The organism is Vallitalea okinawensis, from assembly GCF_002964605.1.
Taxonomy (GTDB): Bacteria; Bacillota; Clostridia; order Lachnospirales; family PQDH01; genus Vallitalea_A; species Vallitalea_A okinawensis.
The window spans coordinates 30,303-56,420 of the sequence record NZ_PQDH01000018.1 but is presented as its reverse complement, the minus strand read 5'-3'; the positions used below and the strand labels follow the sequence as shown (position 1 = coordinate 56,420).

At 31.8% G+C, this 26,118-nt stretch carries 26 protein-coding genes; 17 read left to right on the top strand and 9 right to left on the bottom strand.

Annotated features, from left to right (window positions below; genetic code table 11):
- Positions 1–284 precede the first annotated feature (284 nt).
- Entirely contained in the window at positions 285–1,223 is a 939-nt protein-coding gene (locus C1Y58_RS24720; protein ID WP_105619840.1) for a hypothetical protein, read from the top strand.
- 663 nt (positions 1,224–1,886) lie between these two features.
- Here the strand turns inward: C1Y58_RS24720 and C1Y58_RS24710 are convergent.
- From C1Y58_RS24710 to C1Y58_RS24705, 4 genes are all read right to left on the bottom strand, one after another.
- On the bottom strand, positions 1,887–2,273 hold the full coding sequence (locus C1Y58_RS24710) for a DUF805 domain-containing protein (protein ID WP_105619838.1): 387 nt from the start codon (positions 2,271–2,273) through the stop codon (positions 1,887–1,889).
- A gap of 220 nt (positions 2,274–2,493) precedes the next feature.
- Positions 2,494–2,670, bottom strand: coding sequence for a hypothetical protein (locus tag C1Y58_RS26760; protein WP_170311688.1), 177 nt, complete (start codon positions 2,668–2,670; stop codon positions 2,494–2,496).
- A 1,088-nt stretch (positions 2,671–3,758) separates the two neighbouring features.
- On the bottom strand, positions 3,759–3,920 hold the full coding sequence (locus C1Y58_RS26755) for a hypothetical protein (protein ID WP_170311687.1): 162 nt from the start codon (positions 3,918–3,920) through the stop codon (positions 3,759–3,761).
- Between the two features lie 66 nt (positions 3,921–3,986).
- Entirely contained in the window at positions 3,987–4,490 is a 504-nt protein-coding gene (locus tag C1Y58_RS24705; RefSeq protein ID WP_105619837.1) for a GNAT family N-acetyltransferase, read from the bottom strand.
- A 1,054-nt stretch (positions 4,491–5,544) separates the two neighbouring features.
- Between C1Y58_RS24705 and C1Y58_RS26615 the strand changes: the two genes are divergently transcribed.
- Both C1Y58_RS26615 and C1Y58_RS24700 read left to right on the top strand, forming a co-directional pair.
- On the top strand, positions 5,545–5,706 hold the full coding sequence (locus C1Y58_RS26615) for a hypothetical protein (RefSeq protein ID WP_157950277.1): 162 nt from the start codon (positions 5,545–5,547) through the stop codon (positions 5,704–5,706).
- A gap of 415 nt (positions 5,707–6,121) precedes the next feature.
- The gene (locus tag C1Y58_RS24700) at positions 6,122–6,688 is read left to right on the top strand and encodes a GNAT family N-acetyltransferase (RefSeq protein WP_242985469.1); all 567 of its coding nucleotides are present in this window, start codon (positions 6,122–6,124) and stop codon (positions 6,686–6,688) included.
- Positions 6,689–6,788: 100 nt separating this feature from the next.
- On the opposite strand, the gene C1Y58_RS24695 is transcribed toward C1Y58_RS24700, so the two are convergent.
- Positions 6,789–7,814 carry a bis-aminopropyl spermidine synthase family protein gene (locus C1Y58_RS24695; protein ID WP_105619836.1) on the bottom strand — a complete coding sequence of 342 codons (1,026 nt, stop codon included), beginning with the start codon at positions 7,812–7,814 and terminating at the stop codon, positions 6,789–6,791.
- 496 nt (positions 7,815–8,310) lie between these two features.
- Between C1Y58_RS24695 and C1Y58_RS26610 the strand changes: the two genes are divergently transcribed.
- The 3 genes from C1Y58_RS26610 (at position 8,311) to C1Y58_RS24685 (ending at position 10,606) form a co-directional block, all read left to right on the top strand.
- Positions 8,311–8,463, top strand: a complete 153-nt coding sequence (locus C1Y58_RS26610) for a hypothetical protein (protein WP_157950276.1) — start codon at positions 8,311–8,313, stop codon at positions 8,461–8,463.
- Positions 8,464–8,534: 71 nt separating this feature from the next.
- On the top strand, positions 8,535–9,308 hold the full coding sequence (locus tag C1Y58_RS24690) for a 3'-5' exonuclease (protein ID WP_105619835.1): 774 nt from the start codon (positions 8,535–8,537) through the stop codon (positions 9,306–9,308).
- Between the two features lie 62 nt (positions 9,309–9,370).
- Entirely contained in the window at positions 9,371–10,606 is a 1,236-nt protein-coding gene (locus C1Y58_RS24685; protein WP_105619834.1) for a CHAP domain-containing protein, read from the top strand.
- A 121-nt stretch (positions 10,607–10,727) separates the two neighbouring features.
- Here the strand turns inward: C1Y58_RS24685 and C1Y58_RS24680 are convergent, their stop codons facing one another.
- Positions 10,728–12,110 (bottom strand): S-layer homology domain-containing protein, encoded by a 1,383-nt coding sequence (locus tag C1Y58_RS24680; protein WP_170311686.1) that lies wholly within the window; start codon positions 12,108–12,110, stop codon positions 10,728–10,730.
- A gap of 257 nt (positions 12,111–12,367) precedes the next feature.
- Between C1Y58_RS24680 and C1Y58_RS24675 the strand changes: the two genes are divergently transcribed.
- The 4 genes from C1Y58_RS24675 (at position 12,368) to C1Y58_RS27350 (ending at position 15,665) form a co-directional block, all read left to right on the top strand.
- Positions 12,368–12,811 carry a GatB/YqeY domain-containing protein gene (locus C1Y58_RS24675; protein ID WP_105619832.1) on the top strand — a complete coding sequence of 148 codons (444 nt, stop codon included), beginning with the start codon at positions 12,368–12,370 and terminating at the stop codon, positions 12,809–12,811.
- A gap of 230 nt (positions 12,812–13,041) precedes the next feature.
- Complete coding sequence (locus C1Y58_RS24670; protein WP_105619831.1) at positions 13,042–13,854, top strand: ABC transporter permease; 813 nt, start codon at positions 13,042–13,044, stop codon at positions 13,852–13,854.
- Positions 13,855–13,857: 3 nt separating this feature from the next.
- Entirely contained in the window at positions 13,858–14,649 is a 792-nt protein-coding gene (locus tag C1Y58_RS24665; protein ID WP_105619830.1) for an ABC transporter permease, read from the top strand.
- A gap of 11 nt (positions 14,650–14,660) precedes the next feature.
- Positions 14,661–15,665 (top strand): ABC transporter ATP-binding protein, encoded by a 1,005-nt coding sequence (locus C1Y58_RS27350; RefSeq protein ID WP_105619829.1) that lies wholly within the window; start codon positions 14,661–14,663, stop codon positions 15,663–15,665.
- 61 nt (positions 15,666–15,726) lie between these two features.
- On the opposite strand, the gene C1Y58_RS24655 is transcribed toward C1Y58_RS27350, so the two are convergent.
- A complete protein-coding gene (locus C1Y58_RS24655; RefSeq protein WP_105619828.1) occupies positions 15,727–15,903 on the bottom strand; it encodes a YjfB family protein in 177 nt (58 codons plus the stop codon).
- Positions 15,904–16,062: 159 nt separating this feature from the next.
- On the opposite strand from C1Y58_RS24655, the gene C1Y58_RS24650 reads away from it, so the two are divergent.
- Both C1Y58_RS24650 and C1Y58_RS24645 read left to right on the top strand, forming a co-directional pair.
- The gene (locus tag C1Y58_RS24650; protein ID WP_105619827.1) at positions 16,063–16,923 is read left to right on the top strand and encodes a MurR/RpiR family transcriptional regulator; all 861 of its coding nucleotides are present in this window, start codon (positions 16,063–16,065) and stop codon (positions 16,921–16,923) included.
- Positions 16,924–16,961: 38 nt separating this feature from the next.
- Positions 16,962–18,005, top strand: a complete 1,044-nt coding sequence (locus C1Y58_RS24645; protein ID WP_105619826.1) for a DmpA family aminopeptidase — start codon at positions 16,962–16,964, stop codon at positions 18,003–18,005.
- A gap of 77 nt (positions 18,006–18,082) precedes the next feature.
- On the opposite strand, the gene C1Y58_RS24640 is transcribed toward C1Y58_RS24645, so the two are convergent.
- Positions 18,083–20,038 (bottom strand): NAD(+) synthase, encoded by a 1,956-nt coding sequence (locus C1Y58_RS24640; RefSeq protein WP_105619825.1) that lies wholly within the window; start codon positions 20,036–20,038, stop codon positions 18,083–18,085.
- 350 nt (positions 20,039–20,388) lie between these two features.
- Here C1Y58_RS24640 and C1Y58_RS24635 point away from each other — a divergent pair, with 350 nt between their 5' ends.
- Positions 20,389–20,841 carry a methylglyoxal synthase gene (locus C1Y58_RS24635; protein WP_105619824.1) on the top strand — a complete coding sequence of 151 codons (453 nt, stop codon included), beginning with the start codon at positions 20,389–20,391 and terminating at the stop codon, positions 20,839–20,841.
- On the opposite strand, the gene C1Y58_RS24630 is transcribed toward C1Y58_RS24635, so the two are convergent.
- Complete coding sequence (locus tag C1Y58_RS24630) at positions 20,838–22,142, bottom strand: D-alanyl-D-alanine carboxypeptidase family protein (RefSeq protein WP_105619823.1); 1,305 nt, start codon at positions 22,140–22,142, stop codon at positions 20,838–20,840. The genes C1Y58_RS24635 and C1Y58_RS24630 overlap by 4 nt on opposite strands.
- A 125-nt stretch (positions 22,143–22,267) precedes the next feature.
- On the opposite strand from C1Y58_RS24630, the gene C1Y58_RS24625 reads away from it, so the two are divergent.
- The 4 genes from C1Y58_RS24625 to C1Y58_RS24610 all read left to right on the top strand — a co-directional run bounded on the left by C1Y58_RS24625 (position 22,268) and on the right by C1Y58_RS24610 (position 26,118).
- Positions 22,268–22,918, top strand: coding sequence for a helix-hairpin-helix domain-containing protein (locus C1Y58_RS24625; protein ID WP_170311685.1), 651 nt, complete (start codon positions 22,268–22,270; stop codon positions 22,916–22,918).
- 36 nt (positions 22,919–22,954) lie between these two features.
- Positions 22,955–23,641 (top strand): response regulator transcription factor, encoded by a 687-nt coding sequence (locus C1Y58_RS24620; RefSeq protein ID WP_105619821.1) that lies wholly within the window; start codon positions 22,955–22,957, stop codon positions 23,639–23,641.
- Between the two features lie 34 nt (positions 23,642–23,675).
- Positions 23,676–25,046 carry a sensor histidine kinase gene (locus tag C1Y58_RS24615; protein WP_157950275.1) on the top strand — a complete coding sequence of 457 codons (1,371 nt, stop codon included), beginning with the start codon at positions 23,676–23,678 and terminating at the stop codon, positions 25,044–25,046.
- Positions 25,047–25,116: 70 nt separating this feature from the next.
- Positions 25,117–26,118 (top strand): GerMN domain-containing protein, encoded by a 1,002-nt coding sequence (locus C1Y58_RS24610; RefSeq protein ID WP_157950274.1) that lies wholly within the window; start codon positions 25,117–25,119, stop codon positions 26,116–26,118.

Genomic DNA, 26,118 nt, shown 5'->3' with positions numbered 1-26,118 from the left:
ATATAGCTTTATTATAGAATAAAAGCTATAAATCAATCCAGAATTAACTGGTTGTTATATACTTATAATACCAACAATACATTTCCACAAGGCTCGGTTAAGGGTCACAATGCCTTTCTTTTGGGCATGCGCGCCCTCACACATTCCTCAACCTAAGCCCGTCGGGACAGCCCTTATCAGGGCATGAGCGGCTCCTTCTATGGTTTAGGAACGTTAGGAGCACGGGACGTTAGTAACCAATTCATTAAAGTTTAATTTAAGGAAGAACTTTTAGGAGGAAGATAATGAGAATAAAATTATATTTATGCTTACAATTTATAGTAATAATAATCTTAACTGGTTGTCAATCAGAAGTAACTCAGACAAATTCTGAAACAGTTGACATAATTAAAGTCGAAGAGTTAAGAGTTCAAAATAATACTTTACAAGAACAATTGAATGAATTAGAGACTCAATTTTCTATTTTACAAGAAGAGATCAAAAATAACCTCAACTATGAGTCGCTGGATGCGAAGGAATCAAAATCTCAAGACAATAACACACTCTACTCAGAAGTAAATATTAACGAAATCAATGAAAAACTTACCGAACATGAAAATCAAATCGATGAGCTATATTATATAGCTTTAAAAAGCTATTATGATACTCTAGATGATGAAGATGTATACTCAATCATAAAATACTCACCAAATACAGAAGTTTTAGATTCTTCACCTGACGGTAATTTTGAAGGATACTGGTCAACAGATGGGGATAATATGGGAGATGTTTTCATATGGCCGAAAGGACATAACAGACCGTTAGACTTGGATTTAAAGGGATCTGGAATCATCTTAATGTGGTCACCAGATAGTAACTATGTTGTTGTTCGATCCGGTACATATACATGGAGTAAAGGAAAAATTGTTTCAGTTGAAGATAATAAAATTATTTTAGATAATATTTTTTTCCATGTTAAAGTACATTGGGCTAATGATTCTAGTTACTTAGCTTTTATAGGAGCCAATGAAACTATTAAAAGTAATATAAAGAATTATGATCACATTCAATCTGTATGTATCTATAATGTTATTAAGGAAGAATTATTGGTAGTGGATCCAGGTACTGAGGATTATGTATGCGAAGATTTAAAAATTGACGGTAACAATAATGTCATTTATACAAGAGAATATGTTGACGGTTCAAAAGAAAGTTTAACTTATACGATTGACATATCTCAATAGTTATATGGTAGTAAAAGCTCAATTTAATAACTTAACATTAGACTGAATATAAATAGAAGGAAAACATCTAAAAGGATTGAGATAATGAAAATAATACTATTTAAACCTCGTATTGCTAAAATCCTTACCTTTTTATTTATAATCATAGGAATACTTATTTTAAGGCATCTCTCTGTTGAATCGTATAGTGATCAACAAATTTCTAAAGAAGAAATTGTTACTTGGATTAAAGAGCAGAGTAAGATAGATACCACTTACTTTGAGGAACTTACTTTTGAGTTAGTAAATATAAGATACTGCTAGCAATTATGCTTCCATAATCTATCATTCCTAAGCAGTAATTTATAAAATTATGTCATACTAGTAATTAAGGACAAAAGATTAAAATACCCTAGATAAATAACCTAGGGTATATGATAATCATATGTTTACTTTCTATTCATGAAAGCGGCAAGAAGACCACCACCTAGTATAAGTACGAGAACAATAAGACCAATGAAAGTAAAAACCATAGTAACACCTCCTCCTAATGATTATAACAAAAAAAGAGGAGTTAAGTATTAAAATAAGTACAAAAAATGTGTTTAACAGAGAGATGGTATATAAATGAAATGATTAACTAGAAAGATGATAGCATAAATTAAAACTATGTTTAGACAGCAATTAACAGATATCTGGATAATTATTCTCAGGTATGTTAACAGAATAAATATCATAATCATTTGTCCCATCTGTGCCTTTGAGTATAACAAGCAATAATGCGGCAATATAAAAAAGAGGCTTGAGTGGTGGGGTGTATTTGAACAGGGATAGAGGTATAATAACCCAACCTGTAACATTTAGATCATGTAATCGCCTTGTTATCAAACTAAGATTCGATACAGAATGGATAACAATAGTGAAATAAGAAACGGTTGCCAATCCGGGAGCGTTATTAATAATTTCGATAATTAGATAAATAATTATAAATATAACTTGAATCAATAATATTCTTAGTAAAAAGCTTAAACGATTTAATCTACCTGCAAATGAGAAAAATTTAATTAACATATGTATACTCCTTCGAAAATCTATCAAACGGATTATATCATAGTTTTTAACGCAAAGATAATGTAATACTTGGTAGTAGATGAATTAATAAAATATTTATAAAAGAACTAAATAGGGAAGTGAGGGAGTTAAGATTACAATCAGTAACTATCGTGCTTATCGTAAGATATGTATCTCCCATATTATTAGATAATAATATGGGAGATACCTGGTAGATCTTTTAAAAAGAGTTTAAATTATCATTATTATTTTTATCTTCAGATAAGTATTTATCACAAGCTTTAATACCTCTTCGAAGGAACTTTATTAAAAGTACTAATACATAAATATATAGTCCAAAAAGCGGTAAAATTAATGCAAAATATAATACCATCCCCAAAATACCTGCATAACTCATAAAAAACCTCCTTAAACATTAAATGGAAAGTATGTATCACATATTGTATTCTACATTAATTTTCAAAGAACGGCAATATAAATTAATATATGAGGCTTAGATGATAGTAACAATTCAAGACTTTGATATGGGATACTATGAAAAGATGGGGTATGACAGTATACCTTTATGGAGTATATGCTATAGTCAAAGGGGATGAAGAAGAGATACATAAATAGCCTGAAAATGTATAGCGTTATACTAGTTAAATATTAGTATGAACGATTTCAGTATGCAAGATAAAGAAGTTTTAATTACCCTAGATAAATAACCTAGGGCAGATGATAATTATGTATTTACTTTCTATTCATGAAAGCAGCAAGTAGACCACCACCTAGGATAAGCACAAGAACAATAAGACTAATTGAAAGAATACTCATAGTTACAACCTCCTCTTAATCATTATAGCAAAAAAATAGGTGTGACATATATTAATAAGCACAAAATTGTATTTAGTGCATCAAAATAATTTAATTAGAAAATGAACTAACACTAGTAGAAGGTAAAACGTAAATGATGACCTATAACTCTCCAATGAGCCCTTAAAAATTAACCAGAAAAAGAGTATAGCACATAGTAGCAGAACGATATTAAAATGTTTTAGACTAATTAATTCATAAGCAAAAAGGTATGCATATAAAAGACTTAATAACGCACATATAACCCTATAGAACTTGATCCACATAATCATCACCTAATTTCAATTATGAGGTTATTATACCAAAAAAATCAAGAATATTATAGGACAGTTTAGCTTATGTAGACTAAGAAATTGGTAATGGTAGCAAGTAAGTGTAGCAACAGATAAGCGTAACCTAAAGCTTTTAACCAAGTCAGTAATATGTGTTTCATAAAACTTGATAATCTATTAAAAAGAATCAACTCCTTTAAGTATATAGAGTCTTATGAAGAAATTGATATTAAAAACTTAAATAACCAATATATTTATTCAATTAAAAAAACTTAGATACATCATACATAATAGTATATGTGTGATGTATCTTTGACTAAAAATAAAAACTAATGAAGTTATAGTATTGTTGATTGTGCTATTCGGCTTCTTCAATTGTTGAGTCCTGTTTGCCATGATATGTTATGTTATTGCCAGCATTATTACCAATGCCATTTTTCGCTGGCGAAATCAAAAATCCGAAAACTATACCCATGAAAAATGTTAATGTTGATAACATAAAAATTTCTCTTTTCTTCATCGTATCATCTCCTAACTAAAATACACTCATTTTTATCATGATTTTACAAGTATGTACTCATTATAGCTAGCCCTTGATAGCAACTTGAGCAATTTGTTTTTCATTGTTCTTTTCAAACTCTTTATATGCCCTCATACCGATTTTCTCTGCAACTTTTTGTGATGGTATGTTCCGAACTGTGGTATATGAAAATATTCTGGAGTAATTTAAAACATTAAAAGCATATTTTTTACAAGCAAGAGCAGCCTCTGTTGCATAACCTTTGTTACAATATTTTTTTATGATATGGAAACCAATTTCTGGTACCATTTCATTATCTATGCTTTGCATGGTTATACCACAATCTCCTATAAAAACATCACCCTCTTTCAATATTACCGCCCAAAGTCCATGTCTATATTTTTTATAGTTTTCTATATTCCATCTAATCCACTGTTCTACCATTTCCTCAGAAAATGGGTGAGGGTAAAATTCCATAGATTCTGGATCAGACAGAACTCTCATTAATTCTTTTTTATCATCAATTATTAGTTCTCTAAGGTATAACCTTTTTGTCTCAAATATTTTCATGTTAGTCTAACCTCCTTTAAAATAAGTATTCTAACAAAGTGCTTGATGTCCCACTAGTTAATTGAGTAAATTATATCACAAAATAGCTTAAATTGGAATTTGAAGTGAGAATATGAGTAATGTTCCATCAGCTTGCATGATCGAGAGGATTAAAGAGATTAAAATTGTTGATACAGCTGGCTATCATGATCATAGAAAAGAGATATACATACTTTAATATGAAAAAGATTATTTTATAAGATTAAATCAACCTTGAGTTCATAAAGAGTAGTGAAGATTCAAACGTTTAGTAAGTAAAAAAAATTTTATTAGATCAGATACAAAAAAGACCCAAGAAGCTTATCCTGTGACGATCAACTTCTTGAGAATAAATAAAAAGCCTTACTAAATTATTATAGTTATTAGCAGTTAAGTACAAGTTAAGCTTATGTTAATTCTATGTTAAGATTATCATATGTATTTGAAATTCTTGAGGACACTTAGGTACCACAAAACGACAAAGCCGTAAGGTTTTTATTGATTAGGTCATATGCACTCTTATTCACTGATACAGAAACAAATGAACGTATTATTATGAATACTATGAGAGTTTATAAAGTTACTTAAGAATTTTTTGTGATAACAGTATCAGGGAGTAAATAGTGAAGTTCAATGATTAATAAGATAGGAATTTGAGAATTAAGCTATTCTTATAAAATGGAGAAAGTAAAATCATACTTTTATATCCGAATGGATGTAAATAAAGGAATACAGTTTGTTGAGATATTGCTCTCAGGTGTACTTTAATAGACAAATCGATGAGATGTTGTCTATAACCTATGAGGGATTAGAGAAACAATAAGTACCCAATATATACATCCAAGTAGAATTATATCATAAAAACAATTATTTTGCAGTGAAAATAATCTATATTTACTACCAAGAGGTTATTTAGTCAAGAGTTTAAACCATTATACACATATTTCGTCTAATGAAGTTAATAATATAACTATAAAACAATGATAAGCAGTTTAATGTTGATAATTTGATTGACTGAATATGGGAGGTCAGTATTATGTCTTATATGAAACCAAGAAATGCTGATGATATAGTATTAAGAAGACAGATAGAAGGTCTTGAATATGCCATTCAGCAAGATAAAAAAAACAATGATAAAGAATCCCTTAAGTACCATCAAATAGCTTTAAGCGAACTTAAAAGAGCAATAGAAAAATGATATTGATGGTCTTAAACTGAGTAAAAAGTAATAAAAAGAGCAATGAAAAGTATGGATAATATTTCCTTGGTAATAAATGGTTGATTGGTTTTCTTTATAAAATGAGTGCCTCAAGTGCTTACCTTTTTCTGTTATGTCTGGAAAAGAGCATAGTCAGTACATTACAGATGCGTATTAATATTGTATACATAGTAAGTAATGAATAATCATTGTTGATTAAATAATTTATAAAAAGAATCATAATCACAATAACTAATCCAATGAGAGTAGGCTTAGTTTTGGATATAAAATTCTTAAGTAGGTATTGCTGTCTGACACTGTAAATCATGAAGTTTCATTTAGCTCTCTATTGTGGTATAATTTTACACATATGAATAGTTGTTGATAGCATTCGACTAGAAAGGTAAATAAATTTATGATGAAAAATGTTAGTATTCGAAGACCAAATAAAAAAGATATTGAAGAACTTCATCAATTATTTGCAGTAACCATTACCACGGCATTTGAAGAAGAGGGAGTTGGCGACGACCTTGAATCGATTAATGGGGAGGTAGAGGAAAAAAAGCAGAGATTGAAAGAAGATATAGCATCTAATGGTTTTAATCACTTCTTTCTACTTGCGTGTTTAGAGGGAAAGATTGTTGGAACAATTTCATATGGTGTAAGTAGTGAACTAATCAATAAATGTACTCAAGGTCAACTTAAGGATGTTGGAGAAATTGGATCTGTGTATATATTACCTGAATACCAACGAAAAGGAATAGGTACGTTATTGTTAAATGCTATGTATATCGCTTTAATTGGGAAGGGGATTGATGAATTCTGTCTGGATAGCGGTTATACGATAGCAAAAAAGATATGGGGTAAGAAGCTGGGGGAACCCAAATACGTACTAAAAGATTATTGGGGAGAAGGTGCTGACCATTTAATTTGGTGCCGAAAATTAAAGGATATATCCATTACATATGAACTTACTAATTAATTTCTTAAGCGCGAGTCATGGGTGCTTAATATATTCTGGCGATTTAAAAAGGATGAAATAAATAGGTATCATGTATTTCATCCTTTATGAATATTAAATTTTATTTGCTTGAGGAATTTTTTTGATTCACTTCTTTTGTATAGAGAAACTCTTTGAAGGAATCATTTGGAGCTATAATAGGCTTTGTCCATTCAGTTGTTTTTAATACGATTAGTTGACTAGTATTACCGATAATAGAGCCACCGTAATACTCATTGAAATGTTTGTGAAGTTGCTGAATGGTTAAACCCATATCAGAGATTATTTTCTGCATTTTATAGGTTTCATCAAAAGACTTATGAGCAAATGAAAAAAATATTAATGTTCCTTTTTTCTTTTTTAACATTGCTAAGCCTCTTGAAATAAACAAACTCATACCTTGTAATGTATATGGTGGATCTGTAAAAAAAGCATCGTAGTTATTAAGGAAATCGTCTTTAACTGAATCTTTAAAATCCATTTGAAAACATGTAATGGGTAAATGATACTTGTTGGCAATATCACTGAGCTGATTTAAGTATCTTTGATCCAAATCTGCAACGTGAATTTCGGTCCTATTATGACTGGTATCTGGATATAGTCGTTTTAAAAGAAAACCTAGAGCGATACTAACAAAATCATCATCACCTATACATAGAATTTTTTTATGGATAAGGCTATTCATGCGTAAAGCTAGTATAGCCCTCTTTAGACTTGTTTTCATAGTGCAGTGTGCTTGGTCCAAGGCCATATTTGCATCAGGTCTTAACCCATAAATATTTTCTAATAGAATCCAATCTTCTTTAAAGATTACCTCCATAGATAAATTATCTTCCATAATAGAATGAAGAAAAGCTAAATCAATTCCTTTATAGCCTAATTCATCTTCAACAAATGTTTTTCCATTAGTAGTTAACATGATTCCCTTTTTCTGAACTACAATACCAATTTTAATAAATTCCTTTTTTATTGCTGATACTAACGGAATGGGTAATAATAACTGACGTGCTAAGCGTTTATTGGACTGAGGGTTATTTAAATATAGTAATCTCAAGAAGTTTTCGATTGCATCTTCACCTTCTTGGATTTTTACCTTCTTAGCAATCAATTTTATTAAATGTTGTTTGTTATCACTTATATAATTAGTGTTTTGTTTTATTTTTGTAATAATCCTATAAGCCTCCTAGTTATTAAATTATGATAACTTAATAAACAAGGCTTACCAAGCAAACAATATGCTATAACCAGTAGCCTCGCTTACTAAGTGTTATCACACATAATAGATTACTCATAAAAAATCTCCTTTCGTCTGCTTATTTTAGTCTACATATATCATTTTATGTTAATTATAATGATTTTCAAGAGAGAGTTTAATTATAATTATTATGTGCTCTGGATGGCGAGGAGAATTATCCACACCGTACCTGTGAATAGTGGGTTACATAATTTGTAAATTATCAACAAGTTGTGGAAAAATATGTTAATAACTTATTTCGGTATAAATTGTTATGACAACTGACTTGACAAAATATTGTTGAAAAACATATCTTTTTATGGTATAATTATACATATCAAATATTGAATTCTAATAAAGGAGTTTGATGATGAAAAATGCTAAATGCTTAAGAGAGTTGATAATGGATTTTATTGGCTATGCCAGTGAATTAAAAGAAACGGGGATTATCACTAACGATCAGTATGAGCATTTAACAAATAGTAAATTAGCTTTTCTTGAAAACACTTGTCTGAAAAGATAAGTGTTTTTTCTGATTAAAAGGGAAGTCGTTGATACATACTAAAGGAACTAGCTTTAAAAGGAGTTAATTAAATGAGTTATATCGTATTTGATTTAGAATTTAATCAAGCCCTTATTGAAGATCAAAAACACTCTAAGCGAATGAATCAGAAATGCCCTTTCGAAATTATACAAATTGGTGCAGTTAAGCTTGATACAGAGCTTAATGAAGTCGCAACCTTTAAGGCTCTAGTTAAGCCAATTATATATCCGAAAGTGCACCCTTTTATAGAAGAATTAACTAACATTACCGATGATCAATTAAAGTTAGCTCGATCTTTTAAATATGTTTTTGAGCAATTTACTGATTTTATTGATGGGAAAGATAATATCTTTGGTATTTGGGGCTTAGCAGATATGAAGGAATTGTTTAGAAATGTAGTATTTCATAAATTAAGTAGTAATGACATTCCTAGAAGGTTCATTAACATACAGGAGATCGCTTCTAAGAAATTTAGGACACCAAATAACAGTAGTATTGGATTAAGAAGCGCTATTGAATTTATGGATATACCCATTGAGAAGTCGTTTCATGATGCGTTTCATGATGCTTTTTATACTGCTGAAGTTTTTAGAAGACTATCATCAGAGCCTTATCAAATAGAAAAATATGATCCTCGCCAAGCTTTTATCAACAGAGGGAAGCGGATCCAAAAACAGAAAAGGAAAATCGATTATCATGGCTTAATCCAACAATTTGAGAAAATGTATAATAGAAAAATGACAGAAGATGAAAAATCAATAATCAAGTTAGCCTATAAAATGGGACTAACAGATCAATTTCAGATACCTGATAAATCAAAATAATTTGCAGTTATGTTTATTCAAAATATATAATTATATAGTTTAGATGTCTGAGGGGGATGGGGATGAAGAAAAAAATTCTATATATTGTTATAATATTAGCTAGCCTAGTATCAATGACTATTTGGTATAAAAGCCTTGAAACAGAATATGAAGTTGATTTAACGATGTACGATTTTAACTATGATGAAGATGGGATTATGATTGAGCCTTCTTTTGAACCCTCCATCATTCAAAATGCAAACACAAAAATAAAAGAGACAGAAGAAGAGTTCATTGAGTTGCTAGATTTCCTTATTGGTGAAGGACCTTTTACTTCAAGTAGAAGCTTAATCGAAGGGAATAAAATTGTTACCATGGGCTTAAGTCAACTTTATTATTATCCTGATGACTATAATGAAGGGTATTATTCCTACTGGGAACCTGATAAAGATATCAACAGAGATCCAATTAGGGAAAATCCTCTTACAGGTGAAGATACAGGAGATGTTCATAAGTTCACTATATTTGGTCCAGAGCAATGGTGCACTGATTTCGTCTCATGGTGTTATAACTATGCTGGTTGCCCAATGAAGGGTGGTGGTGCTACTGTACCAGGTATTGAATGCAGTTCTACAGATTGGATGGTTAAGGGTGGTGCCTATTCTGTGCGTTACTTTAGAAAGTATAAATCTTGGTATTATCCTGAAGAATTACCTCAGCAAGTCCAACCTGTACCTGGAGACTTTATTTATTTACCTGAACATGTTGCTTTTGTATGGGAAGTAGTCAACAATGATCTACATATACTTGAAGGCAATTATGGTGATAAGGTTAATGACCGTTGGATTAGAGATTATCGTAATAATAAGCTTATGAAAGGATATGGTTTAAGATTTGGCTGTCAAAGAATTGTATCTCATGGTGATCGAGTTGATACAGTAGCATCCATTGATACTCAAGTTAATGGAGTACTTCAGAGTGATATTGAAAAGATCATAGATGGGGACTTAGCCACAGTATGTGAATTGAATTTTGATGATAGTAATTCTGTAAGTTTTCAGGTAGATTTAAAAGAACCATACATAATAAGACGAGTTGCTTTCTCTTGGGGAGAGGAGCAAGCTAGAAGAGTACGACTTGCTTTTAGTAATACAGACTCATTTAATGATTTTGATGAGACTACTGATTGGTTTGAGATAGAAGAGGATGAACTTTATACATCTATGTATATATTACCCTATGAGTATCGCTATATTACCATTGAGATAGAAGGGCAGGGTGACATTATAGATCTAAAAGAAGTACTTATTTTGGATTAATATTCACCGTTCATACTTATCAATACTGCACGATGTAGTTCAGCAGATATTATAACTTTAAACAACTAGTTATATATCTGCTGATATCATTTTGTACTAAGTAATTGTAGTAACTTTAATGTTATTGCTCTGGTTTTGCACGTGCATCTATATCAATCAGTCTAATAATAATTGATGCAGCTTCAGCTCTTGTTGCTAATTGATCATATCTAAAGGTATTATCAGTATATCCACTTATGATACCTTCTGAAAAAGCTATCAGAATAGATTCTTTATATTCATCGGGAATTGAATCATAATCCATTATAGAGTCTTTATAAACTTCAAGCGTCTCATCCTTAATTGAATCTGAGCTTACTGCTCTTGCAACGATTCTTGCCATTTCACCTCTTGTGATTTGTCTTCTATAATTAGTAAATTCACTCTCTTGTATTAATCCAAGTTCATGAGCTTTTTCTATAAAAGGAGACGCCCAATATTCCTTTCCAGGTTCCATATCATAGCCTAAAATAGTAATAATCATCTTAACAAACTCATCAATACTTATTTCACTATCAGGTTTGAATGTACCATCTGAATAGCCGCTAATTACTTTCATCACATAAAGGTATGAAATATTTTTTGTATACCATTCACTTTCTGAAAGATCTGAGAATTTAGAAGCTGTATAGGCTATCAGGAGATTGCTATGTTCTTTAACAACATTTAAATCTTGCAGTTTTCCTTCATTGATTAAATAGTTAACTTCTTCATTAGGAAAATCATTCACAATTAGATTATCGAATAAAGAATATATAGGTGTATAATCTTGTACAGGATTACCCTCAAGATATAATACTTCTAATTGATCAAGTTCAGACAATAAACTCAAATCACTAATGTTATTATTTCTTAAATCCAGATATTTTAACTGTGGTAAGTATTCTAAACCATTTAGGTAGTAAATACCTTTATCATTAGCCGTTAATGTTTCTATTGCTTCTAAGTCGTCTTTAGAGATTTTATCCTTGTTAAGCTTCTCTTTTACTAGTTGATTTAAGATTTCATTCTCAAATTCAAAAATCTCTTCTAATTGGTCGTAATTAATTTTTTTTGGACTTTCAAGGAATATGTAGCCATGGTTAGAATAGCCATCTATAATACTTATAGTTATACTTCCAAATTTCTTAAACTCCTCCAAGGAATATCTTATTTTTAAAAGCCCATTCTCATTCTCTAATTCAGATGGGTTACCCATAATTTTTATTTTGTCACCTTCTGGTGGATTAAAGAAGCTGTAAAAAGATATTTCACTATTTTCATAATAAATACTAAACTCAATATCATCATTGATTTTTACTGCTGTTATACCCTCAATATCTAAATTCCAATCAACACCTTCACTAAAAGTAAAACCGATAGGCATTCCTAGCATACGATTTTCTTCTTTGGCTGAAGATGTAAAAGCAATACAATAAAGTGATAGTACTATTGTGGTCATCAATACTAAAGTTCGTCTAATCAATGAAATCCCTCCCTTGTTTTTTAGTGCACACATCTAGAAATGTGAAAAATTATGGCTATAAACCTTATTATATTATAAGATGGATGATATTGTAAATATGAATCGAGAAAATTTATATTTTAAAGCTAGCTCTTAGAATACCTAATTTTATTATATTCTCTTATTGTGCATAGGTATGAATTATGTTATATTAGTACATAACTTAAACATTAGTAAAATGAGGAAACTGTTTTAGGTTTTGAAATAAGGAGGCTATTATGTCATTAAAAGCAAAATTAATGGATGATTTAAAGACTGCAATGAAAGAAAAGGATACTGTAAAAAAATCTACAGTAACATTAGTAAGATCGGCTATCAAACAGGTTGAAGTAGATACAAGAGAAGAACTTAATGATGAACAAGTCATTGAAATCATTGCAAGGCAAGTAAAGCAAAGAAGAGATGCTATTGAAGAATTCAAAAAAGGTGATCGTCAAGATTTAGTTGAACAGTCAGAAAAAGAATTAGCAATACTAATGGAATACCTTCCACAGCAATTAACTGAAGACGAAGTTCAAGAGATAGTTAAAGCTGTTGTTGAAGAAACAGGTGCTTCTTCAATGAAAGAAATGGGTAAAGTAATGCCAAAGGTTATTGCTAGAACTAAAGGAAGAGCTGACGGTAAGCTTGTATCTCAGTTTGTGAAAGAGGCTTTAAGCTAATAGAGTGAATAAAATGACCACGGTTCAAATGAAATGAGAACTGTGGTTATTTTCTATTTTACAGACTTATGCAGGGAATGGTTTTAATTAAATTATCAGTTGACAAATAGTTAAAGTATGGTAATATTATTTTTGCGCAGCTAACAGAGAACAATTAATGTTCTCTAGCAAACATAAAGAGTGGTATGAGGTGTTAGAGAGAAAGAGATTATGGAAATGGGGGGAGAAGAATGAGAAAGATAAAAATTTATTGGCCCTTTGTAAAAGGTGTCATTCAAGAATTTATGGCATACAGAATTAACTTTTATATCTATGTTTTTGGCGAGTCTTTGCAAACGGTTGTCTTGCTCTATATTTGGAGGGCGGTCTTTGAAAGTTCAACGAGCTCGGTTATAAATGGATTTGCTTATAATGAAATGATTACATATGTATTTCTTAGTACGATTACTGGGATACTCATCGTCAATGATATCCATTGGAGAATTGGCTCTGAGGTGAGATCTGGTGATATCGCCATGAATCTCATCAAGCCAGTTAGCTATCAAATGCGACAATATGCTAAAGGTGTTGGAGAAACAATTAGCAATTTTATATTTGTATCCTTTCCAATATGGATTGTTTATACGCTTTACGACTATTTTGGTAATGGTAATGTGATTCATATGGATCGACTGTTATTCTTTTTACTAAGTTGTGTAATGAGCATATTAATATCCTATACAATCAATTATTGCTTTGGTTTGGCAGCTTTCTATGTGGAGTATTTATTTGGTTTTGTCATGGCTAAAGAAGCCATTATGAAATTTTTCTCAGGAGAAGTCATACCTCTAGCATTTTTTCCACCTAAGTTACTAGCTGTTTTTAATTGGCTACCCTTTGGTGCTTTGGTTTATACACCTGTCATGATTTATTTAGGTAAGTATCAAGGTGATGAGATGTATAAAGCACTGTTAATCCAATTTGTATGGGTAATTATTTTGTTTGCATTAAGTCATGTGTTATGGAAAAAAGCTATTAAAAGATTGACAATATTAGGGGGGTAAGCCATGAGACGTTATTTGAAGTTATACGGTATGTTTATAAGTCAATATATAAAGATTATTATGCAATCTAAAGCAGATTTCATCATTGGTTTTTTAGCCTTCTTTTTAATACAAGCATCAGGGATTGCTTTTATTTACCTGTTGTTCAGTCAGATTCCTGATCTAAAGGGGTGGTCATTTTATGAATTAATATTAATTTATGGATTTGCCCAAATACCTAGAGGCATAGATCATATGTTTATGGACTACATATGGCTTTTAGCTGGTCATGTCATTGTAAGAGGGGAATTTGATAAGTATTTACTTAGACCAATGAACCCATTATTTCAGTTAATATCGGAACGTTTTCAAGCAGATGGTGCTGGTGAGGTAATCATAGGTATCATTCTATTTAGCATAGGTGTCAAGAACTGTGACGTAACATTAAACTTTGTCAATATGATGGCATTAATCATTATGGTACTTTTTGCAACTTTAATTTATACGTCTATCAAACTATTTTTTGCATCATTAGCGTTCTGGATTAAAAGGAGTCAATCCATTTTATTTATGTTTTATAATACAAGTAGTTTTGCTAAATACCCTATTGAAATATATCATAAAAGTATCCGGTTATTTATTACGTACATCATACCATTCGCCTTAACTGCGTATATTCCAGCATCTTATTTTCTAGGCAAGAACTCTTTGATGTATTGTCTGCTCATGACATGTGGGATTGGTACGATTACAACAGTTATTGCATATATGACTTGGCTAAAAGGTATTAAAGCATATGAAAGTGTAGGAAATTAGGGGGACATTGTATGATAAGAGTAGAAAATCTAACAAAAGAATTTAAAAATTATACGAGAGGAAAAGGTTTAAAAGGAACGGTTAAATCTTTATTTCATCGTGATTACACCTTAACAAAAGCAGTTGATCAAGTATCCTTTGACATCGATGAAGGTGAGATCATAGGGTATATAGGTGCCAATGGAGCAGGGAAATCAACAACAATCAAAATGATGACAGGTATCTTAGTGCCTTCATCAGGAGCGTGTATTGTCAATGGAAAAGTCCCCTATGATAATAGGATTGATAATGCTAAAAATATTGGGGTCGTATTCGGGCAAAAAACACAGCTTTGGTGGGATTTGCCTTTAGGAGAAACATATTCTATTTTGAAGGAGATTTATGAAGTATCTGACGAGGATTATCAGGAGCGTTTGAATTACTTCAAAGAGGTTTTAGAAATAGACCAATTTATGGATAAGACTGTTAGAACATTATCTCTTGGTCAGAGAATGAGAGCTGATTTAGCGGCAGCCATGTTACATAATCCTAAAGTTCTGTATCTCGATGAACCAACAATAGGTCTAGATGTAGTAGTGAAAGAGCGTATTAGAACAGCTATTAAGGATATGAATCAAAAATATAAGACAACTATTATATTAACAACTCATGATATGAGTGATATTGAAGAATTATGTAATCGAATCATTATCATTGACAAAGGTAAAATCATATACGATGGTGAAATCGAAAAAATTAAAAAGGAGTATGGCTATACACGAACTGTCACCATTGAAATTAGAGAATCAATTGGTGATGAAGAGGTATTGGCTAATCTCAATCAAGTTTTTAATCTCAGCGAAGAGAATTTAAACGCATCTAAAGAAGAGAATGTTATTAAGATTACTTTTAATCGTGAAAAGATATCAGTGTCAGAAATTATGGGATACATGCTTAAGAAAGTAAATGTTATAGACTTTAGCATAAGCGAGACTGATATTGAAGAGATTGTTAAGAAGCTGTATATAGAAGCATAGTTAGCATATTTATGTAAAGGAGTACTAAGAGAAATTAGTACTCCTTTGTGCAATAATATTCCTAAACTTGTATATCAATATTTCCACCTATATGAGGTGTTACACTTTGTTCTAGCATGTGTCGCATTGCGTCACCAGTTTGCTCTGTCATATCCATTGCTTTACTAGTAACTGCAACACTAACTTCTTGAGCTAAAGACATTTGGCTCATAGCAGTACTCAACGCGGCAATATCCATTATTAATTCCTCCCCTCAGGTGTACTTTGTGTTTAGGTTCCATATATTATTTATCGGTTTCATTAGTAAATACATTAATAGTGCCTCGCTTATATCCTTCTAATATAGGAAGATCTCTGTTATAATAGGTTTGAATAAAATGTAAAAAGGAGAAGTGCTATGGGTGGATCATTCTTTCAACGATATGAACAATATGGTAGACAATTAACGAAGAAACAAAAGCAACTAGCAGAATATGTAGCAAAGAATTATAAAACAGCCGTTTTTTTGTCCAGCATAGAACTAGGGAAAAAAGTAGGAACCAGCGAAGCAACAGTTATTCGATTAGCAAATGCTTTAGGTTATTCAGGTTATTTGGAAATGGTTAAAGAAATACGAGAGTATGTAAAAGAAGAGATTACAACCATTGATAAGCTTGAAAGATTCGGTATGCGTTTAAATGATGAATCAACTAAATCCATTGTTATGGCGAATAATATTAAGATCATTAAATCGGTTAGTAGTGTACTTCCTGATGAGATCATCAACAAAGTTATATCAGATATTGAATCGCATAATAAGATCATTATTACTGGTTTTGAAAGTTCAGCGGGTATGGCAGAATATTTTGGATATAATTTGACACGTATTATACCAAATGTCAACATTGTTACTCATAATCATGGTAATATTCTTAATGTCGTCAAAAATTGTGATGAAGATAGTTTTGTTATTGCCTTAAGCTTTCCGCGATATTCAAAACATGTTGTTCAACTAACTAAAATGTTTAAAGAAAATGGTAGTAAAGTTTTTGGAATAACGGATAGCATCCTATCACCAATAAGACCATTTAGTGACTACAACGTGATTATTCCTGTTCATGAAGAATATACTTTCAACCTAGATGTATCAGTAGGGGTCATGACTATTCTACAAACTATTATTATGGAATATGCGGCAACTCATCATGAACAAGTAGAGGAAAATCTTAATGTTTTGGAAAAATATAATGATGAGTACGGACTCTTTTATAAATCATAATAAACCAGGTAAAAAAAGTTCGAAAGGAAGATTGTAGTATGCAATCAAGGAGACGAATAAGAGATTATGGTATTAAAATAGGGGAATTAAAAACTGGTGTTAGAAATGCTATAACTGATGTACAAGGTGTTAAGGTTGGGCATGTTACTTTACTAGATGAAGCAAAGAAAACTGGTGTGACAGCAGTTTTACCTCATGAGGGAAATATATTTAAAGAAAAAGTATTTGCAGCAAGCCATGTTATTAATGGTTTTGGAAAGTCAACGGGGTTAGTTCAAATTGAAGAGTTAGGTACTCTTGAAACTCCCATCATTTTAACAAATACACTTAGTGTTGGAATGGCTTTTGACAGCTTAGTAGATTATATGCTAGAAACGAATGAAGACATTGGGGATACAACAGGAACAGTTAATCCCGTTATTTGCGAATGTAATGATGGAAGAATTAACGATATAAGGGGTAAACATATAAAAAAGGAGCACATTTTTAAAGCTATTCTTTCAGCAGATGTTGATTTTGAGGAAGGTGCCGTTGGAGCAGGCACTGGTATGTGCTGTTATGGACTTAAAGGAGGAATTGGTACTTCATCTAGAGACATTGAATTAGATAATGGCAATTTTACTGTGGGTGTATTAGCCTTAACTAATTTTGGAGAAAAGAAGGATTTGTTAGTAGATGGTGAACCTATAGGACGAGAAATCATCTGTATGGATCAAGCTTTAATAAATGAAGAGGATAGAGGGTCTGTTATCATCATCATTGCTACAGATTTACCAATGACTCATAGGCAGCTTAAACGTATGTGTAAACGAGCAGTCGTAGGTCTCAGTAGAACAGGTTCTTATATCAGCAATGGTAGTGGAGATGTTGTACTTGGTTTCACGACGAAGAATAGAATGAACCATTACACGAATGATCCATTAATGCCTTTGGATATGTTGCATGAAAACTACATGGACTATGTATTCAGAGGTGTGAAGGAAGCGACTGAAGAAAGTGTTTTAAATGCACTTGTAACTTCTGATGCTATGGTAGATCGTAAGGGTATACAGAGGGAATCATTAAGTCAATATATGAAATAATAAAGCTAAGCCTAGTACTTACTACAGAAAGCAAAAAGCAGCACAAACAAAATGTTTGAGTGCTGCCTTTTTATCTTTTATAAAAGCTCTTCTTTAATCTCATCCATTTCTCTAAGCCACATGTTTACTGAGGCATCACTAGGCATGCGCCAATCACCACGAGGGGATAGCGATAGGGTTCCTACTTTTGGACCATCAGGTAGGCATGAACGCTTAAATTGCTGCGAGAAGAATCGCCAATAAAAGGTTCTTAGCCATTTATAAATAGTAGAATCATCATAGATATCTTCAAATGCACTCTGGGCTAAAAAGAAAATTTTTCTTGGTCCAAAACCTTGTCGCACAATATTAAATAAGAAGAAATCATGTAATTCATAAGGACCGACTGATTCCTCAGTTTTCTGTTTGATATTACCTTCTTCATCAGGTGGTAATAATTCTGGACTTACAGGAGTATCCACCACGTCTATTAATGTTCGCTTAACATTTTCATTCACTTCATGATCTGCCACCCAAGCAACAAGGTATTTGATAAGAGTTTTAGGAATAGAAGTATTGACAGCATACATGGACATATGATCACCATTGTAGGTTGCCCAACCTAATGCTAATTCAGATAAATCACCTGTTCCTATAACAAATCCATTTACTTTATTAGCATAATCCATCAATATTTGAGTTCTTTCTCTAGCTTGTACATTTTCATAAGTGATATTGTGTACATCAGGATCATGGTCAATATCTTTAAAGTGTTGCAAACAAGCATCTTTGATAGAAATCTCAAGTTGAGTAATGCCTAGTTCCTTCATCATAGTTAATGCATTATAATAAGTTCGGTCTGTTGTACCGAAACCAGGCATGGTTATACCAATTATATTTTTTCGATCCATACCCAATAAATCATAGGTCTTAACACAAACGAGTAAAGCAAGTGTTGAGTCAAGACCACCTGAGATACCAATTACAACCTTATCATTACCCACATGCTTAATGCGTTTAGCAAGTCCAAGGGTTTGAATAGAAAAAATTTCTTCTAAACGATGATCGCGGACTTGATTATCTGTTGGTATAAATGGTGTCGGGCTGATAGGGCGAACGAGCTCATCTACAAAGCTTTTTGTTGAGAACTCAATTTCACGAAATTCTTTTACACGTCCAACTGCTGCAATATGCTCTGTGAATCCTGGGGATTTAAAGCGGTCCAGACTCATTTTTTCAATATCAATATCCGTATAGGTGATTTGGCTATTGATTTGAAAACGTTCAGTTTCAGCTAATATCCTACCGTTTTCAGCTATGAGGCTATGACCACTATAGACGACATCTGTTGTTGATTCACCAAAGCCTGAAGAACAATAAGCATAGGCAGCAATACAACTTGAAGATTGTGAACGAACTAGATTTCTTCTGAATTCACTCTTACCAACCAGTTCATTACTAGCGGAGGTATTCAAAAGTAGTATTGCTCCGCTTAACGCAGCATAACTACTTGGTGGAATAGGTACCCATAAGTCCTCACATATCTCAACAGCTACCACCAGTTCTTTCATAGCTTTATGTTTAAAAAGAAGGTCTGTACCAAAAGGCACTTTTGCATTACATATATCAATGGTATCAGATGCCCGTGTAATATCTGAAGAAAACCAACGTTTTTCATAGTATTCATTATAATTGGGTAAGTAAGTTTTTGGGATGAGCCCTAAAAGACGACCATTATTGATGATGGCTGATGCATTAAAGACCTGATTATCACTTTTAACAGCAACACCAATGACAATCAACATATTTTTGTTAACACTATGTTTAACAATTCGGTCTAATTGCTTTTCTGATTCATCAAGTATTTTACTCTGCATAAAAAGATCACCGCAGGTATAACCGCTTATAGCTAATTCAGGAAAGACTAACACTTCAATATCTAAGTTATGGGCTTCGTTGATTAATTCGATAACAATATTCCCATTATTGATACAGTCTCCAACTTTAAGTGTAGGAACAGCACAACCTACTCGAACAAATCCATATTGATGCATTTACATTCACTCCTCAATTTATGTGAGGTAAATTCATATAACAACTTTTAGTGTAATTATGAATTTACCAGATGTGTATAAATTTAAGGCATAAGACATAAATATAGCGAGTTAATGATTTATTGATTAATATGCCTTAGCTCTATTATAAATGATTATAACACAAAAATGACTTAATTGAACTCTTATCTATTTGAGACGCTGGAAATCCTCTATAAGGTTCTATTAAAAAGTGGTCATAACTTAAACTTCACAATTTTGTGTTGTTTTTTTGTTTTTTTTTCGTTACAATGTTATTGTGTCACAAAAAATTATTTTGAACAGCATATTCTCAGGAAAGGAGAATTTATATGTCAATAAAAGTTAGAATGGGACAGCAAAAGAAAATTGCTTTAGTTGCTCATGACAAAAGGAAAAAAGACCTGCTTGATTGGGTTAAAAGAAATAGAGAAGTTTTAGGAACACATTTTTTATTTGGAACAGGAACAACGGGTACTATGATCTCAGGTGAAACAAACTTACCTGTAGCAACATTTAAATCAGGACCTCTTGGGGGTGACCAACAAATTGGTTCTAGAATTATTGAAGGTGATATAGATTTCATTGTATTCTTCTGGGATCCATTAGAAGCTCAACCACATGACCCTGATGTTAAGGCACTTCTTCGTATAGCAGTATTATATGATATTCCATGTGCTATGAACATAGCCACCGCAGACTTCTTATTCACATCCGAATTAATGAAAGAAGAATATGAACGTGAAATAATTGATTATGGAAATAGAATAAGAAGGGAATTTTAGCCCCTTCTCACATGTCTAATAATACGCCATAATAAAATTAATGCAAAGAATAACGCAATTATAATTACACCTAAATAAATAATATCAACATATCCATTATCGGGAGTTACAGAAATATCTTGTTGCAGCGTTGATATTAAAGAAGTATCTACTTTTTCATAAGTTTGTCCAGCAACCAATGGAACTGAACCGATAACAGTTCCTTGGTAAATATACTGCAAGTCACCGATTGGCTCATCTTTGTAAACAGGAGATAATAATGGATCACCGAAAGATAACTTTTTGATGACATCTTCTTCTGACATTTCAGTATTTCCGTAATAGATAAATTCTTCTAATGCAATAACATCTACATAACCCAATTTATTCATACCTTTACCTTCGCCATCAACGTCATTATATATGGGAAGTGTGTCAACTACTTGATGCGCTTTATTTAACTGCAATTTAGAAACTTCATTAAAACCGTAATTAAAGAGATTGACAGTATCTGTATACATGACGGTTTGGGTATCTGCATTCATAATAACACATATTAATGTTGTACCATCCTGTTCTGCATAAGTGACAAGTGTATGTTGAGATTGATCTGTATAACCAGTTTTACCGCCGATTACACCATCAAAAAAATAGGTTGAGCGATGTACAGGATTTTCTAGCATCTTATGCTGATTATAAAGATAACGGGTTTCTTCTTGTTTATTAGTAGGTGGTATTTCAAAAGACGTTGTGCTAATTATATTTCTAAAGGTATTATACTTTAAGGCTTCCCGAGCAATTAAAGCCATATCATAAGCAGTTGTATAATGGTTTTCATCATATAAGCCATGGGGATTAACAAAGTTAGTATTCATAGCGCCTAATTCTTTAGCTTTACTCGTCATTATTTCTGCAAAGCCTTCTATGGATCCACCTATGTACTCAGCGATACCATTTGCAGCATCGTTAGCAGACATTAATAATAAGCCATTTAAAGCTTGTTCTAAAGTAATTTCTTCGTCAACATCTAAAGCAATATGACTACTACCTCGTTCTATACTAAATACAGCCTCAAAACTCATCGTTACAACATCATCCAGATTACCTTTTTCAGCAGCCAGTAAAGCGGTCATAACCTTTGTTATACTGGCGGGATAAAGAACTTTGTCTGCATTTCTAGAATATAATACCTCCCCGGTTTCAGCATCCATTAAAATCGCAGCTCCAGCAGAAATACCTGGTGCAGCAGCATAGCTTATAGAAAATGAGAAATTAAAAAAACATATGAAGACAAAAAAAATAGCAGCTATCCTTTTTTTCATGTAAAAACTCCTTTCTGCTTTAATCAGTATATCAAAAATTCGCTTTAAATAAAAGCTTCAGATGTGACAAAATTGTTAAAAGTATTAATTGGATTTTAATTTTTATGTAAATGGAGGGGATTTTTTTGAAGTATACAAACAAATCTGTTATTATTACTACAGTATTTGTTATAGGTTTTGTCATTAGCTGTTTTGCATACATCATAAGTATAGATAAAAACATTAAGATTTATACAAATGATGAAAAGGAAGGTTCTTCAAATTCTATGGAAGCCAATAATAGAGAAGATATATCTCAGATACAAGAAATAAGTCCAATAGAAGAATCAGAGATTGAATTAATTAAAGTACATGTTTCAGGAGCAGTTGCGCATCCAGATGTTGTGTATACATTGGAAAAAGATAGTCGAGTTGAAGATGCTATTAAAGCTGCAGGTGATTTATCAGATGAAGCAGACTTGAAATACATTAATCTAGCAGCAAAAATTAAAGATGGACAGAAGATATATATTCCATCAAAAAGTGATGATCCTAATGAAATAATGAATTTAATTGCAGATAATATTAAAATTGATACCATTGATGGGTTGATTAATATTAATACAGCAAGTAAAATAGAATTAATGACATTAAAAGGCATTGGTGAATCCACAGCAACAAAGATTATTAATTATCGTGAAGAAAATGGAGCTTTCCAAACTCTTGAAGAATTAAAGTATGTCAATGGTATTGGTGAAGCTACATTTGAAAGTATTAAAAATGAAATTACTAAGTAGTTCTTAGAATTTAGTATAAAGTTAGGGGGCTATCAAATGGCAAAGAAAGTTTTAGTTGTAGATGATGAAAAGCTGATAGTAAAAGGAATTAAATTCAGCCTTGAACAAGATAGTATGGAAGTTGATGTAGCATATGATGGTGAAACAGCATTAGAATTAGTAAAAGAGAATAGCTATGATTTATTAGTTCTTGATCTAATGCTTCCAAAGATAGATGGTTTAAACGTTTGTCAGCAGATTAGAGAATTTTCAACCTTACCAATTATTATGCTTACTGCAAAAGGTGAGGATATGGATAAAATTATGGGTCTTGAATATGGTGCAGATGATTACATGACGAAGCCATTTAATATTTTAGAATTAAAGGCACGTATAAAGGCTGTATTAAGAAGAACTCATGCTAAAGAAACAGAAAAAGATAACCATGGATTACAAATAGGTAGCTTGAAACTAGATTTTGATAGTCGTAGAGTTTTTGTTGAAGAAAAAGAAATTAATCTAACAGCAAAAGAATTTGATTTATTGGAATTATTAGCAATGAACCCTGGAAAGGTATACAGCCGTGAAAAACTTCTAGATGTTGTCTGGGGTTATGATTACCCAGGAGATGTTAGAACAGTTGATGTTCATGTTCGTCGACTAAGAGAGAAGATAGAACCTAATCCAAGTGATCCAATGTACATTTACACAAAATGGGGAGTTGGTTATTATTTTAAAGACTGATGGTGTAAAGTGGTACAGCTCTTTTAGGTTCAAAATGACTTTAGTTTATATTTTCATTTATTTTAGTTCCATACTTGTATTTTCAAATATCCTTTATACCAGTTTAGAAATCTATTTTAGTGAAGAAAAAGAAGTAGAGTTGAAGCGGTATTCTAACTATATTTCTAGAGATATAGAAGCAAATGGGTATCTCCATAATGGTTCAGGAGAATTAAAAGATGATCTTGATAATATCAGTGATATTTATAACATCCGGGTTATGGTATTAGATTATCAAGGTTCTGTCATCTATGATACTCAACGGGTTGAGAATAATAAGCTGCTTGTTAATGAAGAAATTGTTAAAGCTCTTTCAGATAAAGAGAGTATTAAGTATGTTCAAGATGTAGTTAATGTCTTTACACCTATTTCAAACAAGACTGGGGCAGTTGATGGGGTTGTCATCGTATCCTCTTCATTGAAGGACATATATGCAATGATAACTGTTATTCAAGATATTATATTTAATCTATTAATTATTATTGGTATTATTGTGGCTATTTTATATATCTATTTTACTGGTGTATTTGTAAAACCTTTGCACGAACTGCTAAAAGCTATAAAGAATATTTCTAAAGGACATTTAGATGAAAAGGTGGACATTAAGAAAAATGATGAATTTGCTGAGTTAGGAAAAGCCTTCAATCAAATGACGGACAGGTTATACGATATTGATCAATCTCGATCTGAATTTGTTTCTAATGTTTCTCATGAGTTGAAGACTCCTTTAAGTTCTATTAAAGTCTTAACTGAATCTTTATTGTTACAAGATAATGTGCCAGAAGAGTTATATAAAGAGTTTTTAAATGACATCAATAACGAGATAGATAGACAAACTGCAATTATAAATGATTTACTGACCCTTGTACGTTTAGACGAAAAAGAAAAGGTACTTAACATAACCAAATTAAACTTAAATGAACTTGTTGAGAAAATACTTAAACGTTTACAACCTTTGGCCGAAAATAGAAACATTGATTTAATTTTCGAAACAAATCGTCAAGTTGAAGCTGATATTGACGAAATGAAAATAACACTCGCAATTTCTAACTTAATTGAAAATGGTATTAAGTACAATAGGGACAGAGGAAAAGTTATTGTAACCCTGGATGCAGGCCATGATGAAGCCTTTATAACTGTTACAGATACAGGTATTGGGATACCGGAAGATCATTTTGATAAACTCTTTCAGCGTTTTTATCGGGTTGATAAAACAAGAGATCGAGCTACAGGTGGAACAGGGCTAGGTTTATCAATAGCCCATCGATCTATACTTTTGCATAAGGGGAGCATTTCTTTAGACAGTGAAGAAGGTATAGGTACACGTTTTTATGTAACCATACCATTGCGACGTCAAAAGGTATAATCAAAGTAAGGGAAATGAAAAAATTTATCAGATTGTACCATGTCATAGCTAGAGAGAGGCGGTGTTAAATTTGAAACATAAGTTATTTTTTACACTAACTTTAAGTTCGGTATTAGTGTGTAGTTTGATGTTCCTTATGGGGTGCAAAGAAGATTTAAGGTTTAAGGCTGAGCAAGATGAAATAGTAGGGGAAGATGCTGAGAATGAAGCTATAGTTGATGAATCAACAATCATCTTATATTATATTAATAGTGAAAAGACTAAATTAGTTGAAGAAGAGATTGTGTATGATAGAGATCGATATGGAAGCATAACGAATATTAGTAATGTACTAGAATTATTAAGTACTGATCTAGCTGATTCAAATTTACTTCCAAGTATTCCAGATACCGTTGAAATGAATAAAGTGGATTTTAACAAAGATAATAAATCCGTTATTATTGATTACAATTCTAACTTTAATGAACTGGATTCAAATGAAGCACTTTTATTACGAGCATCGGTGGTTTTGAGTCTAATCCAATTTGAGTATGTTAATGCAGCTAAGATTACTGTAGATGGTCAACCGTTATTGGATTCTAACGGTCAACCTATCGGTTACTTAGATCAAAATGATATCATCATAACGGGTGATGATTATCTACTTAATTCAGAAACTCATAGTATTAATCTATATTTTACGAATAAAAATAGGACAGCATTGGTTCTAGAAACCCGTGAAGTACAACTTGAGCTTGGTCAAACACTTCCACAAGTTATACTAGAAGAACTCATAAAAGGACCAACAGACCCAGAGTTACAGGCAACAATTCCACAGGAATCTATAGTTAACGAAGTTTTTACAAGTGATGGTATATGTTATATTGACTTCAATAAAAACTTTGTTCAAGGACAATTAACCAGTAGGGTTAGTGACGAATTAATTATATTCTCCATTGTTAACTCCTTAACTGATTTAGCTACTGTTAACCAAGTTCAGTTTTTAGTGGACGGTGTTATGATACCTAAATATAACAGCATCGAGAATTTTGATAAAGTTTTTTCTAGAAATTTAGATATTATAGAAAAATAG